Origin of the sequence: Noviherbaspirillum massiliense JC206 (assembly GCF_000312045.1) — a bacterium.
In the GTDB taxonomy this organism is placed as follows: domain Bacteria; phylum Pseudomonadota; class Gammaproteobacteria; order Burkholderiales; family Burkholderiaceae_D; genus Noviherbaspirillum; species Noviherbaspirillum massiliense.
This window is the reverse complement of the sequence record NZ_HE978634.1, coordinates 220,057-237,290: the sequence shown is the minus strand read 5'-3', so window position 1 is coordinate 237,290 and position 17,234 is coordinate 220,057. Positions and strand designations below refer to the sequence as shown.

Genomic DNA, 17,234 nt, shown 5'->3' with positions numbered 1-17,234 from the left:
ATTCTTTATAGCCGAATCAATGCGCCGTGCTTTGATAGGTCCCATGGACACGATTGGATAACCGAAACTCACGCGTTGCATTGTTCGCATACATGCCGATTCCACTTAGGTGCGACGTGCCAATAGTAATGTCGACCGCCTTGTCGGTTTGCATCACGTCATCGTCAGGCAGCACCAGCAGATAATCGGTGCTGAGATGCAGAGGGTCGCTGCCAGCGGTTCCGGGGCGGTCCACGTGCACATCGTCGTAGAGATGCACCTTGCTGTTATCGCTATCGACCTTGGCCCTTACGGCTCGCATCGTCGTCGGCGCCCGGCCGCTGACGAGACTGTTGACGACCGGACGCTGGACATCGTAGGAATCGTCCCGGGGATTGTGCGTCAGCCGCTGGCCGGAAATGTGATAGCGCGCCTGCCCATCTTTCGAGGTTTTGACGTAGCTGAAATTTTCCACCCAAAAATCCGGTTCAGTTCGCGCCGCACGCGGGATATAGTCATCCGTCGCTCGCTGCAGGACCTGGTTGAGCCAAATTGCGCCCAGCGCCAGCAGCAGCATGAGTGCCAGCAGGCCCCACAGGCGAAAGCGCTGGCTCGGTGCACTGGCACTCATCGCAGGTACGGCGCAATTGCCGCCTCGTAGCTTCCTTGGGCGCGCAGGATGAAATCGCAGATTTCCCTGGCTGCGCCGTGGCCGCCGCCGGCTTGCGTCACATGATGCACACGTGAGCGGACGTCGGGATGGGCATTCGGGACGCTGGCGGCGAAACCGACACGCAATAGGATGGGCAGGTCAATGACGTCATCCCCGATGAAGCCGCATTGCTCCGCCGGAATGCCGGTTTTCTGCAGGAGTTGTTCGAATGCCGAGCGCTTGTCATGCACACCCTGGTACAGGTGCTGTATTCCGAGGTCCGCGGCGCGTCTGGCGACGATGGCGGATTGGCGCGCGCTGATGATCGCCGTGGCCACGCCGGACTGCTGCAGCAGCTTGATGCCGTGACCATCGAGGACATTGAAGGTCTTGATGACTTCACCTTCCGGCCCGTAATGCAGGCTGCCGTCGGTCAGGATGCCATCGACATCGAAAATCATCAGGCGAATGCGCGCAGCCCTGTCGACAGCGGATTCATTCATCAAATTACCTTGGCTCTTGTCAAATCGTGGATGTGCAGAGCGCCTACCAGCTTGCCGTCGGCGTCCGCCACCAGAAGCTGGTTGATGCGGAACTGTTCCATCAATTCCACCGCCTCGACCGCCAGTTGATCCGGCCCAATCGTGCGTGGATTCGCATGCATGACATCGGCAATCGACAGGTCGCGCAGATCCTGCTTCTTTTCGATCAGGCGGCGCAAGTCACCGTCGGTAAAGATGCCGATGGGGTGTTTGTCGGCGTCGACTATTGCCGTCATGGCCATGCCCTTGTCCGTAATTTCCAGCAAGGCATTGGACAAGGGAGTGTCAGCGGCCACAGTGGGAATTGCCCTGCCGGTACGCATGACGTCGCGTACATGGGTCAGCAGGCGCCGCCCGAGCGCGCCGCCCGGGTGGGAGCGCGCAAAGTCTTCTTCCTGGAAGCCGCGGGCATCGAGCAAGGCGACGGCCAGTGCATCGCCCAACGCCAAGGTCGCGGTAGTGCTCGCGGTCGGTGCAAGATTCAGCGGGCAGGCTTCCTTGTCGACGCGCACGTTCAGATGGACATTGGCCAGTTCGGCAAGCTTGGACGCCGGATTGCCGGTCATGGCGATCAGCTTGGCGCCCATGCGCTTGATGATGGGAACGATTGCCAGCAGCTCCCCGGTTTCCCCGGAGTTGGAAATGGCAATGACGGCATCATTTTCCGTCACCATGCCAAGGTCGCCGTGGGCGGCTTCCCCTGGATGCACGAAAAACGCGGGCGTGCCGGTGGAAGCCAGGGTCGCCGCGATCTTGCGTGCGATATGGCCGGATTTTCCCATTCCGGAAACGACGACCCGGCCGCTGCACTGGAGCAAGAGTCCAACGGCTTGGGCGAAGCTGTCATCCGGGGAGGAGGAAAGGCGATTTTTCAGATTCAGGATTGCGTCAGCTTCGATCTGCAGGGTGTCGCGTGCGAGCTCCAGCGCACGTCGTGCAGATTTTTCATCAAAAGCTTTGGGCAGGGTTTTTTCGTAAGGTACACTCATGCGGGAAGTATAAACGAATTGACTAAGCAAGAAATCTGCCAGTCGTAATAAAAAGTATCGCTTTGAGACCGCTCAAGAGACAGGCGTTTAGCAGGCACTTTCCTTCATCATGTTTTCCGCTCTCGAATTCACGCTTCTGCTGCTGGGTGCCGCAGTGCTCGGCGTGGTGGCATTCCGCTCGCTGCACCTGCCGCCCATGCTGGGCTATCTCGTGGTCGGCATCTGCATCGGCCCGTTCGGGCTCGGACTGGCGGAAGACACGCAGACGACGCATACCCTCGCCGAATTCGGCGTCGTCTTTCTGATGTTCTCGATCGGACTGGAGTTCTCCCTGCCCAGGCTGTCGGCGATGCGGCACATGGTGTTCGGCCTCGGGTTGGCGCAAGTGTTGTGCACGATCGGCATGGTGATGGTGTTCGGCTGGCTGGTTTCCCAAGTATTGCCGCAGCTCATCGATATCAGCTGGCGCGCCGCCTTTGCCTTGGGCGGCGCGCTGGCGATGTCATCCACCGCCATCGTGTCGAAAATGCTGACCGAGCGGCTGGAACTCGAGAGTGAGCATGGACGCCAGATCATCGGAATTCTCCTGTTCCAGGACCTGGCAGTGGTGCCGCTGCTGATCCTGGTCCCCGCCCTGGCGAGAAACTCCGGCGACTTGCTGGTCACGCTGGCATGGGCCACGTTCAAGGCAGTGGTCGTGCTGGTACTGCTGCTGGTGATCGGCCAGAAGCTGATGCGCGGCTGGTTCCGAATCGTGGTGAAGCGGCGCTCCCAGGAATTGTTCATGCTCAACCTGTTGCTGATCACCTTGGGCGCCGCCTGGATCACCGAACGCGCCGGTTTGTCGCTCGCGCTTGGCGCCTTCGTTGCCGGCATGCTGATTTCGGAAACGGAATACAAGCACCAGGTGGAAGAAGACATCAAGCCATTCCGCGACGTGCTGCTCGGGCTGTTCTTCATTACCGTCGGCATGCTCTTGAATGTGCGACTGGTGCTGGAGCACTGGGTATTGGTACTGCTGCTCCTGACCGGGCCGGTTCTGCTGAAGTTCGGGCTGATCGCGGCCCTGGCCCGGCTGTCCGGCGCTTCCACGGGCGTCGCCCTGCGTACCGGCCTGGCCTTGGCACAGGCAGGGGAATTCGGCTTCGTCTTGCTGAATCAGGCGGGTGGCCTGCAGCTGATGGACCCGCTGCTCATTCAGGTCATCCTGGCATCGATGGTGCTGTCCATGCTGGCTGCGCCTTTCATCATTGCCAAGTCCGATGCCATCGTGATGAAGCTGGCGGCCAATGAATGGATGGTGCAATCGCTGGCACTGACGCAAATCGCCACGCGCACCATGTCCACCCAGAAGCACGTCATCATCGCCGGCTTCGGCCGCTCCGGCCAGAGCCTGGCGAAGCTGCTGGAAGAGGAGGGCATCGCCTACCATGCGCTGGACCTTGATCCCGACCGGGTGCGCGAGGCTCAGGCTGCCGGAGCGAATGTGTCCTATGGCGATGCCGCCCGGCGCGAAAGCCTGCTGGCAGCCGGCATCCACCGCGCCGCCGCCATGGTGATTACGTTTGCCAGCACGCCGTCGGCCTTGAAGGCCTTGCATTTTGCGCATGATCTGGCGCCTGCCTTGCCGGTCATCGTGCGCAGCCATGACGACAGCGACCTCGACAAGCTGCGCTCCGCCGGGGCAGCCGAAGTCGTGCCGGAAGCCATCGAAGGCAGTCTGATGCTGGCTTCGCATGCGCTGTTCATGCTGGGCGTGCCGCTGCGGCGCGTCGTGCACCGTATCCAAGCAACGCGCGAGGAGCGCTATGCATCGCTGCGCGGCTATTTCCATGGAACGAGCGACGGACCGGACGATGCGGAGCACTTGCAGGTGCGCCTGCATTCGGTCACGCTCGAAAAGGGCGCGCGGGCCGTCGGCAGGTCGTTGGCAAGATTGAAACTGAAGGAAGCCGGCGCCGATGTGATGCTGATCCGGCGCGGCAAGGCGCGCATCGAAGCCAAGCCAGAAACCGTGCTGCAGGCCGGGGACATCGTTGTGTTGCGCGGCACTGCCGATGGTGTCGCAAGAGCGGAGCACCGGCTGTTGCAATAAGGGCATCGCGCTGCCTGCATAGCGGAAAACAGGGAACACCATATCCCGCTACAATGCTTGCCTTTTGGTATTTCGCATCAGGCATCATCAATGCAAGTCTTCGAGCGTATCCTCGGCATCATCCTGCCGGTATTCATCATCATCGCCCTGGGTTACGCTTACGGCCGCATGCGGGGAAGCAGCGTGAAAGCCGACATGGTGGCAATCAACCGCGTGAGCATGGACGTCCTCTGTCCATTGCTGGTCTTCACGGCACTGGCTTCCAAGGATTTCGACATCGCCCATAACGGAACGCTGATTCTTGCCGGCGTCCTGATTTCCCTCGGCTCCGGCCTGATTGCCTGGCCGGTCGCGCGACTGCTTGGATATGACGTGCGCAGCTTCGTGCCGCCGATGATGTACAACAACTGCGGCAACATGGGTTTGCCGCTGGCCATGCTGGCATTCGGTACGGCGGGACTGCCGGCCGCAGTCGCCTTATTCATGGCCTGCAATCTGGTTTATTTCTCGGTAGGGATCAAGATCATCGAAGCCGGCAGGGAGAAGAAATCCGGCTCGTCTCTGCAATTTCTTGCCAGCCCGATGATGCTGGCGATGATGATCGGTCTGGCGTTCGCCCTGGCGCATATCAGCCTGCCCGCGTGGCTGTTCCAGGGCTTGAAGATCCTGGGCGAGGCGTGCATCCCCATCATGCTGTTTTCCCTCGGCGTGCGTATGCTGGACGTGAGTTTTCGCAGCTGGCACATTGGCCTGATGGGCGCGATCATTTGCCCGGTTGCGGGCCTGATCGCAGCCTGGCTGCTGGATAATCTGCTGCATCTCACGCCCATGCAGCGCGGCCAGATGTATCTGTTCGCTGCCTTGCCGCCTGCGGTGTTCTGCTTTATGGTGGCGGAGCGCTATCAGCAGGAGCCGGACAAGGTCGCCTCCATCGTCATGCTCGGGAATCTCGCGGCCCTGGCCTTTGTTCCGGCGGGATTGTGGATGGGCTTGCGCTAACTCCCGTTCCCCGCAAGTCCCGGCTGCGCGGTCAACAGGTCGGCAGCTGTTCGAAGCTTCCTTCGCTGATCCGAGCATCGTCCGCATCACGTACCGACACGTCGCTCACCCGCGCCGCCGCCGGCCCTTGCCAGGCCCAGCCGACGATCGCCTGAAGCGATTCTGCCTTGCCGGCCACCATGGCTTCGACCGAACCGTCACGGCGGTTGCGCACCCAGCCGGAAAGTCCGAGTGCACGCGCCCGCGCCTCGAAAGCGGCGCGGTAGCCCACGCCTTGCACGATGCCGGTAATGATCAGGTGCTTCGCCATGGTCTTCCGCGCTCAGGTCCGCCTACTTCTTCTTCAGCATAGGCGCCAGGTATTTCCCGGTAAAGCTGATCGGGGATTTCGCCACTACCTCCGGCGTGCCGGTCGCAATGATCTGGCCGCCGCCAGCGCCGCCCTCTGGTCCGAGATCGATGATCCAGTCCGCGGTCTTGATCACGTCGAGGTTGTGCTCGATGATGACCACGGTATTGCCCTGATCGCGCAGGCGGTGAATCACCTTCAGCAGCAGGGCGATGTCATGGAAATGCAGGCCGGTGGTCGGCTCGTCGAGGATATACAGCGTGCGGCCGGTGTCGCGCTTGGATAATTCCAGCGACAGCTTCACCCGTTGCGCCTCGCCGCCGGACAGTGTGGTGGCGCTCTGTCCGAGCCGGATGTAGCCGAGGCCGACGTCGAGCAGGGTCTGCAGCTTGCGCGCGATGACCGGCACCGGCTTGAAGAATTCATGTGCTTCCTCGACCGTCATGTCCAGCACTTCGGTAATGGTCTTGCCCTTGTACTGGACCTCAAGCGTTTCGCGGTTGTAGCGCTTGCCGTGGCAGACGTCGCAAGGCACATAGACATCGGGCAGGAAGTGCATTTCCACCTTGATGACGCCATCACCCTGGCAAGCCTCGCAGCGCCCGCCCTTGACATTGAAGGAGAAGCGCCCGGCACTGTAGCCGCGCTCCTTCGCCGCCGGCACTTCGGCGAACAGTTCGCGGATCGGCGTGAACAGGCCGGTGTAGGTGGCCGGGTTGGAACGCGGGGTGCGGCCGATCGGCGCCTGATCGACCGAAATCACCTTGTCGAAATGTTCCAGGCCGGTGATCGATTCATACGGCGCCGGCTCGGCTTGCGAGCCGTACAGATGGCGACCCGCAGCGTGATACAAGGTATCGTTGACCAGGGTCGACTTGCCGGAGCCGGACACGCCGGTTACGCAGGTCAGCAAACCGACCGGCAGCTCGAGCGTGACATTCTTCAGGTTATTGCCGGAAGCACCGCTGATCACCAGTTGCCGGTGCGGATCCGCCGGCGTGCGTTTTTTCGGCACCGTGATTTCCAGCGTGCCGTTCAGGTATTTCGCGGTCAGCGACTTCTTGTTCTTCAGGATCTGTTCCAGCGTGCCCTGCGCAATCACTTCGCCGCCATGCACGCCCGCGCCGATGCCCATGTCGACGATGAAGTCGGCGCAGCGGATGGCGTCTTCGTCATGTTCCACCACCAAAACGCTGTTGCCGATGTCGCGCAAGTGCTTGAGGGTGTTGATCAGCCGGTCATTGTCGCGCTGATGCAATCCGATCGAAGGCTCGTCCAGCACATACATCACACCGGTCAGGCCGGAGCCGATCTGCGAAGCAAGCCGAATGCGTTGTGCCTCGCCGCCGGACAGCGTGTCCGCGCTGCGTTCGAGCGACAGGTAATCGAGGCCGACGTTGTTGAGGAATTTCAGCCGCGCCACGATTTCCTTGATGATGCGGTCCGCGATTTCCCTTTTCGCGCCAGTCAATTTCAGGTTTTCGAAAAAGGTAAGTGTTTCGCGCAGCGGCGTGGCCGCCACTTCATAGATCGCGCGCTCCTGCTTGCCGGTGCCGACCTTGACATGGCGTGCCTCGATGCGCAGGCGCGCGCCATCGCATTCAGGGCAGGGTTTCTGGTTGATGAACTTCGCCAGCTCTTCCTTGACCGCCATCGAATCGGTTTCGCGATAACGCCGCTGCAGGTTGTTGACCACGCCTTCAAAAGTATGCTCGCGCACCACGGCGCGGCCACGTTCATTGATATAGGTGAACGGGACCGTCTCGCGGCCGGAGCCATGGAGGATCACCTGGCGCGCCTTTTCCGGCAGCTCCTCGAAGGGCGTATCGATATCGAAGCCGTAATGCTCGGCCAGGCTGGACAGCAGCTGGAAATAGAACTGGTTGCGCCGGTCCCAGCCCTTGATCGCGCCGGAGGCGAGAGACAGATTCGGGAAGGCGACGATGCGCTTCGGGTCGAAGAATTCGATGTGGCCGAGGCCGTCGCATTCGGGGCAGGCGCCCATCGGGTTGTTGAACGAGAACAGGCGCGGCTCCAGTTCCTGCAGCGAGTAGCCGCAGATAGGGCAGGCGAACTTGTTCGAGAATACATGTTCGGCGCCGCCGTCCATTTCCAGTGCAATCGCGCGGCCCTCAGCCAGGCGCAGTGCGGTCTCGAAACTTTCGGCAAGGCGCTGCTTGATGTCGGCACGGACCTTGACACGGTCGATCACCACATCGATGGTGTGCTTTTCGGTTTTCTTCAGCTTCGGCAATTCATCGACTTCATACACCTTCGCCTTGCCGGTGCCGCTCTGGATGCGAAAGCGCACGAAACCCTGCGCCTGCATCTCTTCGAACAGGTCGGCATGTTCGCCCTTGCGGTTGCTTACCACCGGCGCGAGGATCATCAGCTTGGTGTCTTCAGGCATGGCCAGCACCGCGTCCACCATCTGCGACACCGATTGTGCGGCCAGCGGCTTTTCCGGATGGTTGGGGCAATAAGGCGTGCCGACGCGTGCATACAGCAGGCGCAGGTAATCGTGGATTTCGGTGACGGTACCGACCGTCGAACGCGGATTGTGGGAGGTCGCCTTCTGTTCGATCGAGATCGCGGGCGACAGGCCTTCGATCAGGTCGACGTCCGGCTTTTCCATCAGCTGCAGGAACTGGCGCGCGTACGCGGAGAGCGATTCCACGTAGCGCCGCTGTCCTTCCGCATACAGCGTATCGAAGGCAAGCGAGGACTTGCCCGAGCCGGACAGGCCGGTGATGACAATGAGCTGATTGCGGGGTAATTCCAGGTTGATGTTCTTGAGGTTGTGCGTACGCGCACCGCGAATTCGGATTTCTTCCATGGCTGCTTGGAGCATAGGCTTTAAACGGGTCAACCTGATACTATAACGGGTTTTGATGTTCGCTGTAGTCATCAGGCTTGACCTGAAATTACAACCTCATGGCTTCCCCTTCTTCCCTTGAAATAAATGCTGGCATGTCTGCCAACGAAATTCGAGCGAGCGCATCGCTGGCGTCGATTTTCGCCTTGCGCATGCTTGGCATGTTCTTAATCCTGCCGGTATTTGCCGTGCATGCGAAAGGTTTGCCTGGGGGCAATAACGCTACCCTGGTTGGATTGGCAATGGGCATCTATGGACTGACCCAATCCGTCGGTCAGATCCCGTACGGCGTCGCTTCCGACAGATACGGCCGCAAGCGAGTCATCATCATCGGCCTGATCCTGTTTGCGCTTGGCTCCTTCATTGCCGCAACGGCAAACGATATCGTCTGGATGATCGTCGGTCGCGCAGTGCAGGGCGCTGGCGCGATTTCCGCCGCGATCACTGCCTTCATCGCCGATGCCACGCGCGAGGAGCATCGCACCAAGGCAATGGCGATGGTCGGCGGCTCGATCGGCCTGACCTTCGCCGTCTCGCTGGTGGCCGCGCCGGTGCTATATAAATGGATAGGCATGGGCGGCATTTTCGCGCTGACGGGCATCCTGTCGATTGCCGCCATCTTCGTCGTGCTGTATGTCGTGCCGGATGTGCCGATGGTGGTCGCCAAACGCCAGCCCTTCAGCGCGGTGCTGGCCAACCGTGAACTGCTGCGCCTCGATTTCGGTGTCTTTGCGTTGCATCTCATGCAGATGGCAATGTTCGTCGTCATGCCGTCTGCCCTGGTCCAGTATGCCGGCCTGCCGGTGGCGGAGCACTGGAAAATCTATCTGCCGGTGGTACTCGCTTCCTTCATCCTGATGCTGCCGCCGGTCTTCATCGGCGAAAAGCGCGGCAAGATGAAGCAGGTATTCATGGCAGCCATCATCCTGATGCTGATCGTGCAAGCCGGGATGTGGCTGTTCCTGTCGCAATCGAATTCGCGCTGGATGATCCTGGTCCTGCTGTTGCTGGTGTATTTCGTTGCTTTCAACATCCTCGAAGCCAGCCAGCCGTCCCTGGTATCCCGCCTAGCCCCTCCCGCGGCGAAGGGAGCTGCGCTCGGCGTATACAACACCTTGCAGGCGCTGGGCCTGTTCTGCGGCGGCGCGCTCGGCGGCTGGCTGAAACAACATGCAGGTCCATCGTCGGTATTCATTTTGGGCTCGGGACTGGCTGTCGCGTGGCTTATAATCGCATCCGGAATGAAAAATCTGCCGCGTCGTGGCTCGGCGCCCGCGACTGCTTTATAGGAGAAATTTATGGCATCGGTAAACAAGGTCATCATCGTCGGCAATCTCGGGCGCGATCCTGAAACGCGCTACATGCCGAACGGCGAGGCGGTCACCAACATTGCGGTCGCAACCACGGAAAGCTGGAAAGACAAGGCGAGCGGCGAGAAGAAGGAATTGACCGAGTGGCACCGGATCACCTTTTATCGCCGGCTTGCTGAAGTCGCCGGTCAGTACCTGAAGAAAGGCAGCCAGATTTATGTGGAAGGCCGCCTGCAGACGCGCAAGTGGACCGACAAGGATGGCGTCGAGCGCTACACCACCGAAATCATCGCCGACACCATGCAGATGCTGGGCAGCCGGCAAGGCATGGGTGGCGGTGCGCCGAGCATGGACGAGGAGTACGGCGGCGGGGCACCGGCGCCGCGTCAGAATGCGGGCGGTAGCGGTAGCGGCGGTGGGGGTGCTGCGCGCGGATCGTCCCGTCCGGCGCCGAACTTCAGCGACATGGATGATGACATTCCGTTCTGAGGCAGGCCAACCGCAGGTTTCGAACATAAGAGCCCGGCAAGACTCGTTCTTGCCGGGTTTCTTGTTTGCATGTCCAGCCAGGGAAGGGCGGCTTCGCGCGCCATTGCGTCCTGATCCATCCCGGCAGTGCAGGGGAGCGGGTCTGCCGCGATGAAAGTCATTTTCGTACTGCACAGCCATCGCTCCGGCGGCGCCGAACGTCACTTGCTGCAATTGATGCAAGGACTGTCTGCGGCAGGCGTCGACTGCATCTATGCCGGTCCGCTCGACGGCTGGCTGGGAGAGCAGCTGGGGGCGGCCGGATTCCACTGCGAGCATATTCCCTATCACGGCCGCTTCGACCTCGTGTCACTCGCGCGGCTGGTGGCACTGATCCGTCGTGAAAAGCCGGACCTGGTGCATGGACACCTGACCCGCGGTGCGCATTACGCGGGCTGGGCCGCGCGCCTGGCCAAGGTGCCGGGCGTTGCCACTGCCCATTCGACGAATGCGGGCAAGCATTTCGGAAGGGCCCAGCGGATCATTGCGGTATCGGATGCGGTCCGCCGCTTCCTCGTCGATTGCGGCTATCCAGGCGAGCTCCTGCGCACCGTGCACCACGGCGTGCCGGATTACGCCGCGCAGCCGCATCTGCCGCGCGAAGCCTTGCGCGCCAGTCTGAAGCTTAACGGTGCGCCAGTGCTGGCGATGGTGGCACGATTTGAGCCTGCAAAAGGTCATGACATTGCCTTGCGCGCGCTTGCTGGCCTGAAAGTGCGGCAATGGAACCTGGTTCTGGCCGGCGCGCTCGACACGCGCTGGGCTGAGGAAATGAAACTGCTCGCCGCGCAGCTCGGGATCGAGGAAAGGGTGCGCTTTGCCGGCCACCGCGACGATGTCGCCAGCATTTATGCAAGCGCCGACATCCTGCTTGCGCCGTCCCGCCGGGAAGCGCTTTCGCTGACCCTGCTTGAGGCGGCTGCATTCGGGCTGCCGATCGTGGCTGCGGATGTGGGCGGCATAGGTGAAGCCGTTGCCGACGGCGAAACCGGTTTGCTCGTGCCGCCCGAGGATCCGGCAGCGCTGGCTGAAGCCATTGGCAGGCTGCTCGACGATGCGGATTTGCGGCGGCGCATGGGGAAAGCCGGACGCGAGCGTTATGAGAAGCGCTTTTCCCTGGAAAGCATGGTGCGGGGAACCTGCGCTGTGTACCGAGAAGTTGCAGCCGGAGGCAATGCATGAAGGGCATCCAGATATTGATGTATCACCAGGTCGGCGATTTTCCAGAGATGGCAAGCCATCGCGCCACCTATTGCGACCACCGCCGCTTTGCAACCCAGATGGCCTGGCTGAAGCTGGGCGGCTACCAGGTTTTGCGCATGGAAGAAGCGCTGAAGTGCCTGCGTGGGGATGCGCCGATGCCGCCGCGCGGCGTGGTGCTGACCTTCGACGACGCGTACGAGAATTTCTACGAATACGCTTTCCCCATACTGCAGAAGCACGGATTTCCGGCAACGGTGTATGCCATTTCCAGTTTGCTGGGGCAATCGGCAAGCTGGCTCGCGGCCGACGGCCATGCGACGCCGCCCCTGATGAGCGCGGCACGTCTGCGGCAGCTGCACTCGGCCGGGATCGAGATCGGTTCACACTCGGCCAGCCACGTTCGCCTCGCCGAGCAGGGCACGGAGCACATCCGTGAAGAAGTCACGCGGTCCAAGAAGGAGCTCGAGGATGCGCTCGGCGCACGGGTCGACCACTTCTGCTATCCCTATGGCAGCCATGACATCCGGGCGGTGGAAGCGGTGGCGGAAGCCGGGTACCAGTCCGGCACGACTTGCGAGCGGGCGTGGGCCACGCCGGAAGACGATCCGCTCACTCTGCCTCGCAAGGCGGTGTCGTGGGGTGATTCCCTGGTCGGCGTCTGGTGGAAGATGCACTTCAAGAACATTTCCAAGCGACCGCCGGTACGGCGTCAAACAGCCTGACGGATCCAGTTCCGAGGATTCCGCGCAGGTTTCCTCCGATTCCACATGCGCCGGGCGACCGGTTCCCTCGAGAGTGTGGAAAATGTCTACAAAGCCCTGCAATGCAGGGCTTTCTTTTTTGCATCCCATTCCCCTCTTACTTAAACTGGATTACTATCCGCAAGTAAATAATTTCTATTAATCAATTTTTTGGTGTCGCGTATTCGGCATGCAGGTTGGATATTCCGGGCCGCATTGCGCCGAGGCTTTGACCGAGTGAAGTTCTGACAATGTTTTCGCTACGCCGTGACCGGTCCGATCTCCTGGCTGCCGAGGGCTTGAACAGCCTGATGGAAGCTGCCGGGGACGCGGTATTCCGGCTGAACAGGCACGGCGAAATCCTGTACGCGAGCAAGCGAGCCATTGAGTTGATCGGCCAGGAAGCGTCCCTGGTGGGGCAAAGCCTCCAGGGCCTGGTCAGTTCGGCCGACCATACGGCGATTGGCAATGCCATTGCCCAAGCTGCCGAGCCCGGGCAGCGCAGCCGGGTCAACATACGCTTCAGAACCCTGGCGGCCCCGCTCTGGATGGAACTGCGAATTGTCGCTTACGCGAACGCACGCGGCGAGCACGAGCTGCTGGCGGTGGGGCGCGATATCTCCGGTCAGCAGGCGACCGAGGAACGCCTGCGACACATGGCCACCCATGACGGCCTGACCGGCTTGCCGAACCGTTCGCTGCTGTCCGACCGCATCCGCATGGCGATCGCCCATTCCAAGCGTACCGGCAAGGGTTTTTCCTTGATTGCCCTCGATCTGGACGGGTTCAAGAAAGTCAATGACGCGCTCGGCCATCCGGTCGGCGATGCGCTGCTGCGGGTGGCGGCGATGCGCCTCTACGATTCCCTGCGCGACGTGGATACCCTGGCCCGGGTAGGCGGCGATGAATTCGTCGCGGTGCTGCCCGGTGCAACCACAGAGCAGGAAATTCAGACTGTCGCCCGGCGCATGATTTCGACCATGCAGCTGCCGTTCGAAATCCACGGGCACACGCTGTATGTCGGTACTTCCATCGGCGCAGCGGTTTTCCCGGAGCATGGCGACAGCGAGGTGAAGCTGCTGGCCCATGCCGATACCGCGATGTATCGCGCCAAGGAAACCGGAAAAGGCCGGTGCGTGGTCTTCAGTCCCGAGAAATTCAACCAGCCCGAGCATGACGTTTCCCTCGAAGCCGCCATGTTCCAGGCGGTGCGGGATGGCGAATTCCTGCTGCATTACCAGCCCATCGTCGATGCCCGCACGCGCAGGATCATGGGATTCGAAGCGCTGATGCGCTGGCTGCGTCCGGGGCATGGCATGGTTCCGCCGGCACAGTTCATTCCGATGGCGGAAAGCAACGGCTTGATCAACTTGCTCGGCGCCTGGGCCCTGAAAGCCGCATGCGTCCAGATCAAGCGCTTCGAGGAAGTCGCGGGGCGCCAGTTCTATGTCTCGGTCAACGTCAGCCCGCGCCAGTTCAGGAACGACCAGTTCCTGGATGTCATGGACGAGGCGATTCGCCTCTCGGGACTGCAGGGGCGGCAGCTTCTGCTCGAAATCACCGAAGGCATCCTGATGGCGGATCCGGAGCACGCCGAGGCGATTCTGAATTCGATGATCGCGCGCGACGTGCGGATCGCGATCGATGACTTCGGCACCGGTTACTCCTCGCTTGCCTACCTGAAGCGCTTCCCGATTGCGACCCTGAAGATTGACCGTGCCTTCATCAAGGACCTGCCTTCGTCGGTCAAGGACGCCGCGATCTGCAACGTGGTGCTCAGCCTTGCCAGCCACCTGAACCTCAGCACGGTAGCGGAGGGCGTGGAGAAGGAAGAGCAGTTCGCATTCCTGGCCGAGCATGGCTGCGGCCTGATCCAGGGGTACCTGACCGGGCGGCCTCTGCTGCCGGAGGAGGTTCTCACCCTGCTCAAGGAAGAAGCGTCCGCAGAGCAGCAGGCAGCTTCATGAGAGAAAGACGTATCGGATGTCTTCCATAAAGATCGAACCGGCCAGTGCCGAGAAAACCATGGAGCTGCTGTGGTCGCGCGTGCGCCGTCGCGGCGACCTGCCCGGTTTTTCCAAGGTGATCAGCGCCATCATCCAGGCAATGCGCGGAGATGATGATCGCGAATTCAGCATGACCAAGACGGTATTGTCCGACCCGGCCCTGACCCAGAAGGTACTGCGGCTGGCGAACAGTCCCATGTACTCGGTATTCGGCCAGGGCATCAATACCGTGTCCAAGGCGGTGATGGTGCTGGGTACCGAAGCTATCGGGCACTTGGCGCTCGGACTCAAGCTGATCGATGGCTTGTCTGCGGCATCCGCCGATTCTGCCAGCGCCCGCGATGAGATGGAAAAGGCAGTGCTGGCCGGTCATATCGCGCGCCAGCTGGCATCCTCCGCCAGTACGCGGGACGCGGAAGAAGCTGTGGTCTGCTCGATCCTGCATTCCCTCGGTCGCATGATGGTCACGTTCTATCTGCCCGAGCGCTGGCAGCAATTGCAGGCCTATTGCACGGAAAACGGTGCCAGCGAAGAGCAGGCGGCGCACGAGGTGCTGGGGATCGGTCTGGATGAAATCGGGCGACGGGCCGGCCAGAAATGGGGCTTCCCGCCAGCCTTGATCGAAACCTTGCGCGACGTGCCGCCAGCCTCGGCCGGTGAGCCGCTGGGCCATGGTGACTGGCTGACGGCAGTGTCGACGCTGTCCTTTAAGTATGCCAAGGCGCTCTGTGCAGCAGAAGGTCCGCGCGAGGAATTCGACCGGCTCGCCACTGAATACGCAGACATGCTTGGCCTGGAAGCGTCGCAGATATTGACGGCCGTGGAAGCGGCGCAGCATGTCGCTGCCGAGGAAGACGCGGTCATGGTTCGCACCACCACTCGCGCCGAACGCGAGAAGCATCTGCCTGCTCTGGGTGGCAAGCCGGCGGATGCGCTGGCGGCCCTGCAGCGCGGCGTTGCCGACATGCGCGATGCTCTGCAGGATTCCAGTGCGGCCCAAGTTATGGCCATGGCGCTGGAGATCGTGCATCACGGGCTCGGATTTTCGCGCACGATTGCATTCCTGCGCGACCAGACCCAGGCGCAATACCGGGCGCGGATGTACTTCGGTGACGGGGTGCAGGAACTGTTGCCGCGCCTGGTGTTCAGCGACGCTTATCAGCCGGACGTGTTTCATGCCGCGCTGGCAAATGACAAGCCGATTTTCGTGGAAAACGCGCATGACGCTGCCTTCCTGAGCAAGGTGCCGCGCTGGTGGAAGGAAGTGCTGCCGACTGCGCGCAGTTTCATGGTGCTGCCGCTGGTCGTGAATCGCCAGCCTGCCGGTTTCATCTATGGCGACTGGGATTTGTCCTTGCCGCCCGCCAGAATCGAATCGGCGGAAATCGCGCCTCTGAATGAATTGCGCGGGCTGATCATGCAGGCCCTTGAGCGCAGGCGGCAGATGGAGCCGGCCTGGATGCGCAGGATGTCATGAGAACGGCGCCTGCGCGGCAGCAGGTCATGGGCAACTAGTGAGTGGATTCTTGCGATAGTCGGAAAACATGAAAGAAATGATTTTCGTCGGAGCGGTGGTTGCCGTCATTGGCGCCCTCGCACTGCGGTTTGTGTTCGGCGCCGGAAAAATTCCGCGCTATCACCGCAAGCCGGTGCTGCTGGGCGCGGAACTGGATTTCTTTTATCTCCTGCAGCGCGCCTTGCCCGAATGCCACGTGTTTCCCGGGATGGCGCTGGCTGCATTGATCGAGCCGCAAGGCATGGGCAAGCTCCGGATGTCGGCGTACGAGCGTATTGCTGCGCGGCGGGTCGGATATGCCGTGTTCGACAAGGAGATGCAGGTTCTTGCGGTGGTCGAACTCAGCCCTAGCCGCTCTCGCCGCAGGGAATCGAAAAAGGAAGCCTATTTGGCCAGCGCTGGAATCAGGACGGTGCACTTTCATCCCGGGCAATTTCCCTCCGAAGCCAGAATCCAGCGCACCATCCTTGCCAATTCGCCCCAGTCGCCCGCAGCGCGGATGAAAGTCCATACCAGGATTCATTTTGCGAGACGCGAGAGCGGGCGGGTCAAGACGCCGTGGCGCAATACCTTGAATGCCCATAGGTAAGATTGGCGCGGAACAGGGTTGGTAGCCGGCGTTGTTATGACGGCGCGTGGTGCTTGCGTCTTGGTGTTCCTCCCGCAAAAATAGTGGGGTCAGAGTAGAATGCCGGCAGTGGCAATGTTTCTTTTCCTGTCGGCGATTTCCATATGGCCCGTCTTCCCCGTCTTGTCATTCCCCACCATCCTCATCACGTGATCCAGCGCGGTATCGACTGCCAGGCGATTTTCCGGGATGAAGAAGACTATTCCGTTTTCCTGAATTGGCTGGGTGAAGCCTCCCGCCAATTCAAGCTTGCGCTTCATGCCTATGTACTCATGCCGGACCATGTCCACTTTCTGCTGACGCCATCCGACGCCGTTGGTTTGGGGCGGATGATGCAATGGATCGGCCGCCAATATGTGCCTTACTTCAATCGGAAGTATGGCCGCAGCGGCACCTTATGGCAGGGGCGCTTCAGGGCAACAGTCCTCGAAGCGGAGAGCTTTGCAATGCTCTGCAGCAGATATATCGAGCTTCACCCGGTGCGCTCTGGCCTGGTTACCGAACCGGAAGAATACGTTTGGTCCAGTTGCCAGCATCACATCGGGATCAACCCCAATCCTCAAATCGTAGACCACGCAACATATTGGTCCTTGGGAAACACGCCCTTTCAGCGGGAGGCGGCTTATCGGGCCTTGTTGGAGGAAGGGTTGACGGCCGCTGAAATCGAGGGGCTTACCGAGGGCACCCTGAAGGGATGGGCGCTGGGGCCGGATAGGTTTAAGGCCAGCCTTGAAAAGCAGGCCGGCAGGCGCGTGCAGCCGGCAAGACGAGGGCGCCCGGTCAAGAATCAGCCTAATTCCATATAAGAAAAATGCAAAAGGCG

The 17,234-nt window shown here is 61.0% G+C and carries 15 protein-coding genes; 10 read left to right on the top strand and 5 right to left on the bottom strand.

The features are described 5' to 3' along the window. Positions 1 to 16: 16 nt before the first annotated feature. From lptC to HGHM_RS01155, 3 genes are read right to left on the bottom strand one after another with little or no spacing between them, the layout of a single operon-like run. Entirely contained in the window at positions 17 to 610 is a 594-nt protein-coding gene (gene lptC, locus HGHM_RS01165) for an LPS export ABC transporter periplasmic protein LptC (protein ID WP_019139670.1), read from the bottom strand. After that, the gene (locus HGHM_RS01160) at positions 607 to 1,134 is read right to left on the bottom strand and encodes a KdsC family phosphatase (protein ID WP_019139669.1); all 528 of its coding nucleotides are present in this window, start codon (positions 1,132 to 1,134) and stop codon (positions 607 to 609) included. The genes lptC and HGHM_RS01160 overlap by 4 nt, the downstream gene beginning before the upstream one ends. Beyond that, positions 1,134 to 2,162: a KpsF/GutQ family sugar-phosphate isomerase gene (locus HGHM_RS01155; RefSeq protein ID WP_019139668.1), complete on the bottom strand. Its 1,029-nt coding sequence runs from the start codon at positions 2,160 to 2,162 to the stop codon at positions 1,134 to 1,136. The genes HGHM_RS01160 and HGHM_RS01155 overlap by 1 nt, the downstream gene beginning before the upstream one ends. A 109-nt stretch (positions 2,163 to 2,271) precedes the next feature. On the opposite strand from HGHM_RS01155, the gene HGHM_RS01150 reads away from it, so the two are divergent. Both HGHM_RS01150 and HGHM_RS01145 read left to right on the top strand, forming a co-directional pair. Next, positions 2,272 to 4,257, top strand: a complete 1,986-nt coding sequence (locus tag HGHM_RS01150; RefSeq protein WP_019139667.1) for a monovalent cation:proton antiporter family protein — start codon at positions 2,272 to 2,274, stop codon at positions 4,255 to 4,257. A 90-nt stretch (positions 4,258 to 4,347) separates the two neighbouring features. Further along, positions 4,348 to 5,256 carry an AEC family transporter gene (locus HGHM_RS01145; RefSeq protein WP_019139666.1) on the top strand — a complete coding sequence of 303 codons (909 nt, stop codon included), beginning with the start codon at positions 4,348 to 4,350 and terminating at the stop codon, positions 5,254 to 5,256. A gap of 31 nt (positions 5,257 to 5,287) precedes the next feature. Here HGHM_RS01145 and HGHM_RS01140 read toward each other — a convergent pair whose 3' ends face one another. Together HGHM_RS01140 and uvrA are read right to left on the bottom strand one after the other, a co-directional pair. Next, entirely contained in the window at positions 5,288 to 5,566 is a 279-nt protein-coding gene (locus HGHM_RS01140; protein ID WP_019139665.1) for an acylphosphatase, read from the bottom strand. A 22-nt stretch (positions 5,567 to 5,588) separates the two neighbouring features. Further along, positions 5,589 to 8,441 carry an excinuclease ABC subunit UvrA gene (gene uvrA, locus HGHM_RS01135; RefSeq protein ID WP_019139664.1) on the bottom strand — a complete coding sequence of 951 codons (2,853 nt, stop codon included), beginning with the start codon at positions 8,439 to 8,441 and terminating at the stop codon, positions 5,589 to 5,591. Between the two features lie 134 nt (positions 8,442 to 8,575). Here uvrA and HGHM_RS01130 point away from each other — a divergent pair, with 134 nt between their 5' ends. The 8 genes from HGHM_RS01130 (at position 8,576) to HGHM_RS01095 (ending at position 17,217) form a co-directional block, all read left to right on the top strand. After that, positions 8,576 to 9,769 (top strand): MFS transporter, encoded by a 1,194-nt coding sequence (locus tag HGHM_RS01130; protein ID WP_019139663.1) that lies wholly within the window; start codon positions 8,576 to 8,578, stop codon positions 9,767 to 9,769. 9 nt (positions 9,770 to 9,778) lie between these two features. Then, a complete protein-coding gene (ssb, locus tag HGHM_RS01125; RefSeq protein WP_019139662.1) occupies positions 9,779 to 10,279 on the top strand; it encodes a single-stranded DNA-binding protein in 501 nt (166 codons plus the stop codon). Between the two features lie 150 nt (positions 10,280 to 10,429). Continuing rightward, complete coding sequence (locus HGHM_RS20325) at positions 10,430 to 11,500, top strand: glycosyltransferase family 4 protein (protein ID WP_019139661.1); 1,071 nt, start codon at positions 10,430 to 10,432, stop codon at positions 11,498 to 11,500. Next, positions 11,497 to 12,243: a polysaccharide deacetylase family protein gene (locus HGHM_RS01115; RefSeq protein ID WP_019139660.1), complete on the top strand. Its 747-nt coding sequence runs from the start codon at positions 11,497 to 11,499 to the stop codon at positions 12,241 to 12,243. The genes HGHM_RS20325 and HGHM_RS01115 overlap by 4 nt, the downstream gene beginning before the upstream one ends. Positions 12,244 to 12,512: 269 nt before the next feature. Beyond that, complete coding sequence (locus HGHM_RS01110) at positions 12,513 to 14,228, top strand: putative bifunctional diguanylate cyclase/phosphodiesterase (RefSeq protein ID WP_019139659.1); 1,716 nt, start codon at positions 12,513 to 12,515, stop codon at positions 14,226 to 14,228. Positions 14,229 to 14,244: 16 nt separating this feature from the next. Further along, a complete protein-coding gene (locus tag HGHM_RS01105) occupies positions 14,245 to 15,744 on the top strand; it encodes an HDOD domain-containing protein (RefSeq protein ID WP_019139658.1) in 1,500 nt (499 codons plus the stop codon). 67 nt (positions 15,745 to 15,811) lie between these two features. Beyond that, positions 15,812 to 16,372 carry a DUF2726 domain-containing protein gene (locus HGHM_RS01100; protein ID WP_019139657.1) on the top strand — a complete coding sequence of 187 codons (561 nt, stop codon included), beginning with the start codon at positions 15,812 to 15,814 and terminating at the stop codon, positions 16,370 to 16,372. A 143-nt stretch (positions 16,373 to 16,515) separates the two neighbouring features. Then, positions 16,516 to 17,217, top strand: coding sequence for a transposase (locus tag HGHM_RS01095; RefSeq protein ID WP_026075586.1), 702 nt, complete (start codon positions 16,516 to 16,518; stop codon positions 17,215 to 17,217). Positions 17,218 to 17,234: the final 17 nt, after the last annotated feature.